The sequence below is a fragment of the Beijerinckia sp. L45 genome, assembly GCF_009765775.1.
Lineage (GTDB): Bacteria > Pseudomonadota > Alphaproteobacteria > Rhizobiales > Beijerinckiaceae > RH-AL1.
In genome coordinates this window covers 1611-5466 of record NZ_LMUU01000084.1, presented here as the reverse complement: position 1 = coordinate 5466, position 3856 = coordinate 1611, and the positions used below count along the sequence as shown (strand labels likewise).

General features: G+C 67.9%; 2 protein-coding genes. Both read left to right on the top strand.

The genetic code is table 11. The features are described 5' to 3' along the window. The first annotated feature begins 195 nt into the window (after positions 1-195). On the top strand, positions 196-1806 hold the full coding sequence (locus tag GSQ79_RS08860; RefSeq protein ID WP_246725211.1) for a DNA polymerase Y family protein: 1611 nt from the start codon (positions 196-198) through the stop codon (positions 1804-1806). Then, positions 1803-3856: PHP domain-containing protein (locus GSQ79_RS29420; RefSeq protein WP_368669932.1), on the top strand; the 2054-nt coding region annotated here is incomplete at its 3' end. The genes GSQ79_RS08860 and GSQ79_RS29420, both read left to right, overlap by 4 nt.

Genomic DNA, 3856 nt, shown 5'->3' with positions numbered 1-3856 from the left:
CGGCGCGGACCCGCTTCGAGGTCCGCGCCATGGCCGGGCCGCATGCCGCCTCGGCCGGCCGCCGGACACCCCTGCCCGGCCTCGCCGCCTGGGCGGTGCGCATCGCCCGCATCCGTGCCGGCCCAAGCGGTTTCGCCTTGGATCAAGATCGTTTTTGGCCGGTCCTCTGGGATCATGAAGAGGCTTATTTTCGTGATGCGTTACCTCTCCCTGTTTCTGCCCCGGCTCGCGACCGACCGCGTCGCGCGGCTGCTCCAGCCCCCCTCGCAGCAGAATTGTCCGCCCGCAGCGCCTGAAGCGCTGGTGACCGTCGCCAAGGTGAAAGGCGCCTATCGCCTCGCCGCCCTCGACCTCTGTGCCGCCCGGCTCGGCCTGAAGATCGGGATGGCGCTGGCCGATGCCCGCGCGATGTATCTGGCCCTTGCCGTCCATGATGCCGATCCCGCCGCCGAGGCGGATGCGCTGCGTGCGCTCGTCGACTGGTGCCGGCTGTTCACCCCGCTCGCCGCGTTGGACGCGCCCGACGGCGCCATGCTCGACGTGACCGGCGCCACCCACCTGTTCGGCGGCGAGACCGCGCTGCTCGACACGCTGACAGCACGGCTGCAGGCCCAGGGGTTTGCGGCACGCCCGGCGATCGCCGGCTCGCCCGGCGCCGCCTGGGCGCTGGCGCGTTATGGCGGCACGCGGCGTCTCATTCCGGCCGATGCGCTCGAGGTCCATCGGACCAAGGTGTTCGCCGCGATGCCGCTGGCGGCGCTGCGCCTCGACGACCGCGCCGTCACCCAGTTCGGCCAGGCCGGCCTGCGCCGGGTCGGCGATCTCCTGCTGCGTCCCCGTGCGCCGATCGCCGCCCGCTTCGGCCCCGACATTTATGACCGCCTTGATGCGCTGTTCGAGCGCGGGAGGCCGATCTCGCCGACATTCGAGGCACCGGCCTTCGTCGCCGAGCGGCGGTTCGCCGAGGGCATCGTGCAGCGCGAGGCCATCGAGGCGACGATCCTGGCGCTCGCCACCGATCTCTGCGGCCTGCTCGCCCGTCACGGCGAGGGCGCGCGGCAACTCGACGTCAGCCTGTTTCGCGTCGACGGCGTGGTCAAACATATCGACGCCGGGACGAGCCGGCCGCTGCGCGATCCCGCCGCGATGGCGCGGCTGTTCCGCGAGCGCCTCGAGTCGATCGGCGAGGCGGGCCTCGACACCGGCTACGGGTTCGACGTCATCCGCCTCGCCGCGCTCAGCGCCGAGCGGCTGGACCAGAGCCAGCCGAGTTGGGATGCGGCCGGCACGGACGCCGCCGATCTCGCCGATCTCATCGATCGCCTCGGCGCCCGCTTCGGCCTGTCCCGCGTGACCCGCCTAGTGCCGCAGGACACGCACGTACCGGAGCGCGCGGCCGTGGCTTCGGCGGCGGCCAGCAAGCATGCCGCGGGAGCGCGCCCCCTTCCCCCTTCCGGGGAAGGGTTGGGGATGGGGGTCCATCAATCTGCTGCAATCCATGTGACACAAAACAATCCCCTCCCCGAGCGCCCGATCCGTCTGCTCCAGCCGCCCGAGCCGATCCAGACGATCGCCGGCCTGCCGGACAGCCCGCCTGTCAGTTTTCGCTGGCGGCGCGTCCTGCATCAGGTCGCCGCCATCGAAGGGCCGGAGCGCATCGCGGCGGAATGGTGGAAGAGCACGCTGCCGACGCGCGACTATTTTCGTGCCGAGGACACCGCGGGCCAGCGCTTCTGGCTGTTTCGCGAGGGCCTCTACCAGGACACGGCGGAGCCGCGCTGGTTCATGCACGGACTGTTCGCATGATCCGCTTCGCCGAACCCGACGGCTTCGCCGAATTCGGCGTGACGACGAACTTTTCCTTTCTGCGCGGCGCGTCGCATCCGGAAGAGCTCGTCGCGCGGGCCATCGAGCTGGGCCTGACCGGGATCGGCATCGCCGACCGCAATTCGATGGCCGGCATCGTCCGCGCGCACCTGTTTCTCCGCAACAACAAGGCGGATGACCCCGCCAAGGATCCATCCAAAGGCCTGCGCGTGGTCAGCGGCGTGCGCCTCGTCTTCTGCGACGGCACGCCGGATATCCTGGCCTACCCCAAAGATCGCGCGGCCTACGGCCGGCTGTGCCGCATGCTCACCACCGGCAACATCCGCGCACAAAAAGGCAGCTGCCTGATCACCCTCGCCGATTTGCTTGAATACATCGAAGGTCAGCAACTTATCCTCCTGCCGACCTCGAGCTTCGAGCCGGACGCCGAGTCCAAGGGTGCCAGCCGCACCTATGCGGATTTCGACCTGGGGACGATCGATCGCACGCCCGCGGCGCAACGCCCCGATCTCGTCACGCTGATCGACGCCGCGGCCGGAAAACTCTGGGTCGGCGCCAGCATGACCTATGGCAAAAACATGCGCGCCGACCTCGCCAAGCGTCAGAAACTCGCGGACAAGCTCGGCCTGCCCCTCATCGCCACCAACGACGTGCTGATGCACGATTCCGCCAGGCGCGAGTTGCAGGACGTGCTGACCTGCATCCGCCATGGTGTCACCCTGGAGATGGCCGGCCGCCGCCTGCAGCCCAACGCCGAGCGCCACCTGAAACCGCCGGACGAAATGCGCCGCCTGTTTATCGAGGCGCCCGAGGCGATCCCGGAAACCGTGCGCTTTCTCGACGGGCTCGCGTTTTCGCTCGACCAGCTCGGCAACGACTATCCCGAGGAACTGCGCGAGGGCTTTGCCACGCCGCAGGAGGCGCTCGCGCATTTCGCTCGTGAAGGCGCAAAATGGCGCTATCCCGACGGCGTGTCCGACAAGGTCACGGCGGCCATCGCGCACGAACTCGCCCTCGTCGCGCAGATGAACTACGCGCCGTATTTTCTCACCGTCCACGACATCGTGCGCTTCGCCCGCTCGAAAGAAATTCTGTGCCAGGGCCGCGGCTCCGCCGCGAACTCGACGCTGTGCTATTGCCTGGGGATTACCGAGGTCGACCCCGACTTTCACGACCTGCTGTTCGAACGCTTCATCTCCGTCGACCGCCGCGAACCGCCCGACATCGACGTCGATTTCGAGCACGATCGCCGCGAAGAGGTGATGCAATATATCTACGAACACTATGGACGTTCCCGCGCGGCCCTGACCGCGACCATCGTCACCTATCGCGGGCGATCCGCGATCCGCGAGGTCGGCAAGGTGTTCGGCCTGTCCGACGATGTGGTCGGCGCGATCAGCGCGACGATCGGGCGGTTCGCCGCCGAAACCGCGAATGACGGGGAGATGCAGCGCATCGGGCTCGATCCGCGCGATCCCGGCCTCGCCAAGGCCATCGCTTTGTCGCACGAGCTCACCGGCTTTCCCCGCCACCTGTCGCAGCACACCGGCGGCTTCGTCATCACCCGCACCCGCCTCGACGAGGTGGTGCCGATCGCCAACGCCTCGATGGAAGAGCGCACCACCATCGAATGGGACAAGGACGATCTCGACGCCCTCGGCATTCTGAAGATCGACATTCTGGCGCTGGGCATGCTGAGCTGCCTGCGCAAGGGCTTCGATCTGCTGCGCAAGCATTATGGCCGCGACCATACGCTGGCCGTGCTGCCCAAGGAGGATCCGCGCGTCTACGCGATGATCCAGAAGGCCGATACGATCGGCGTATTCCAGATCGAGAGCCGGGCGCAGATGTCGATGTTGCCACGGCTCAAGCCGAAGGAATTTTACGACCTCGTCATCGAGGTAGCGATCGTGCGGCCCGGCCCGATCCAGGGTGACATGGTGCATCCCTACCTGCGCCGCCGCCAGGGTCTCGAAAAAGTCGAATATCCCTCGCCCGAGCTGGAAGCGGTGCTGGGCAAGACGCTCGG